2 protein-coding genes and 1 pseudogene are annotated in these 1,953 nt (G+C 52.0%); all 3 read left to right on the top strand.

Annotation, left to right across the window (positions count from 1 at the left end; genetic code table 11):
- Positions 1-192, top strand: a pseudogene (locus Q0294_RS15340) (sugar phosphate isomerase/epimerase); the annotation flags it as partial.
- Between the two features lie 34 nt (positions 193-226).
- Positions 227-1,456 (top strand): exodeoxyribonuclease VII large subunit, encoded by a 1,230-nt coding sequence (xseA, locus tag Q0294_RS15335; RefSeq protein WP_299467190.1) that lies wholly within the window; start codon positions 227-229, stop codon positions 1,454-1,456.
- Between the two features lie 72 nt (positions 1,457-1,528).
- The gene (locus Q0294_RS15330) at positions 1,529-1,879 is read left to right on the top strand and encodes an exodeoxyribonuclease VII small subunit (protein WP_299467188.1); all 351 of its coding nucleotides are present in this window, start codon (positions 1,529-1,531) and stop codon (positions 1,877-1,879) included.
- Positions 1,880-1,953: the final 74 nt, after the last annotated feature.

Raw genomic sequence — 1,953 nt, 5'->3', positions numbered from 1 at the left:
GCGATTCGGGAAATGGATAAGGGAGGTGTTGAAGTTCCGCTGGGACAGGGTATGGTCATGTGGGATCAATTCCTGGCTTTGATTTCGGAAACCGGTTACCAGGACTGGCTCACCGTCGATCGCACACAAGGTGAACAGCGAGTCGAAGATTGTCGCCGCGCAATTACCTATCTGGAATCTGTACTCATCTAATCTGTAACGTCCAGCATTTATCTGAAGCAATCCTATGTCACTCCTGGAACCGGAAATCCTGTCTGTCACGGAAACCACCCGCCAGATTAAAAATCTGGTTGAAGCAAACTTTACCTACGCATGGGTGGTTGGCGAGATTTCAAACTGTACGATGGCCAGTTCCGGCCATGTCTACCTGACATTAAAAGATGACGCCGCCCAGCTCCGAGCTGTAATCTGGAAACGGACCGCGTCGCAACTGAAATTTCAGATTGAAGACGGCATGGAAGTCGTAGCCGCCGGACCGGTGGAAGTGTATCAGGCACGAGGCACGTATCAACTCAATATCGAACAACTCCTGCCACAGGGAGTCGGTGCGCTCGAACTGGCCTTTCGTCAAATGCAGGAAAAACTGGCTGCGGAAGGATTGTTCAACCCCGAACAAAAGCAACCGATCCCCCAGTTTCCACGAAAGATCGCACTGGTCACCAGCCCCACCAGCGCCGCCGTCCGCGATATGCTGCAAGTCATCACGAGACGCTGGAAAGCCGTCGATCTGGTCATCGTCCCCGTCGCCGTCCAGGGAGAGGGCGCCGCAGAACAGATCGCCGCCGGAATTGAAATCGCCGCCCGTATCCCCGGTGTGGATACGATTATCACCGGGCGGGGCGGTGGCAGTCTGGAAGATCTCTGGGCCTTCAACGAAGAAGTCGTCGCCCGCGCCATCTTTGACTGCCCGATTCCGATCATCAGTGCGGTCGGTCATGAAATTGATATCAGCATCGCCGATCTCGTCGCAGACCGCCGGGCATTAACTCCCAGTGAGGCGGCTGAACTGGCAGTTCCCCTGCAGTCCGATGTGCTGTCGACGTTGAGACACTGGAAAGGCCAGTTAGTCAACAACCTGAAACAGCGCGCCCGTCAGGTTCGCCTGCAGCTGGATGCACTGGCAGCCCGCCCTGCCCTGACGCGCCCGCTGGATCTGATTCACAACCGCGCTGCACAACTGGATGAACTCGACCGCCGATTGAAACGCAGCACGCGCGAACTGCTCTCCCGGTATCAATCGGAAACAAAACATCTGTCTTCTGCACTGGATGCACTGAGTCCGTTGAAAGTATTAAGCCGCGGTTATAGTATCACACGCGTCGAAACCGGAAAACAAAATACAGAAACGGAAATTGTCAAATCAATCAAACAGATTACCCCGGGCGACTTCCTACTCACTCATGTCTCTGACGGCACCATCACCAGTCACGTTCAGAACGTTTCACAGGAACCATAATCAAAATCAAACACGTAAACAACCACTGTTTTACAACCAGCAGTCAATGCTCATTGAATAAGACCTGATCACATGGCAAAGAAAAAAGCAGCAACATCGGACACCCCTCTATTTGAAGACTCTCTGGCAGAATTACAGGAGATCGTGCATACCCTGGAAGAAGGGACAGCCGGTCTTGAAGAGTCGATGGAACATTTTGAACGGGGCGTGAAACTGTTAAGGTCCTGCTATCAGTCTCTCGAATCAGCCGAGCAGAAAATCGAGATTCTGACCCGCGTCGATGCGGACGGAAACCCTGTACTGGAGGACTTCGATGCGACCGCATCAATCGACAGTAAAGGCCCTTCCAAAACAGGACGTCGAAAAAGCGATCCCAAAAAGAATGACGAAGAGAAAAGTAACAATGATCGAACCTTGTTTTAAAAACTGGTCACAATCATTTCACTGACAGTACAATCGAATCAACTATGTCACAATCACTTCAACAATTGGCCATT

Source organism: uncultured Gimesia sp., assembly GCF_937919775.1.
Lineage (GTDB): Bacteria > Planctomycetota > Planctomycetia > Planctomycetales > Planctomycetaceae > Gimesia.
The sequence above is the reverse complement of the archived record's forward strand: the minus strand, read 5'-3'. Positions and strand labels throughout refer to the sequence as shown.

Excerpts from the sequence above, each read along its gene's own strand:
- Q0294_RS15330 (WP_299467188.1), top strand. The coding sequence starts at position 1,529 with ATGGCAAAGAAAAAAGCAGCAACATCGGACACCCCTCTATTTGAAGAC.
- xseA (WP_299467190.1), top strand. The coding sequence starts at position 227 with ATGTCACTCCTGGAACCGGAAATCCTGTCTGTCACGGAAACCACCCGC.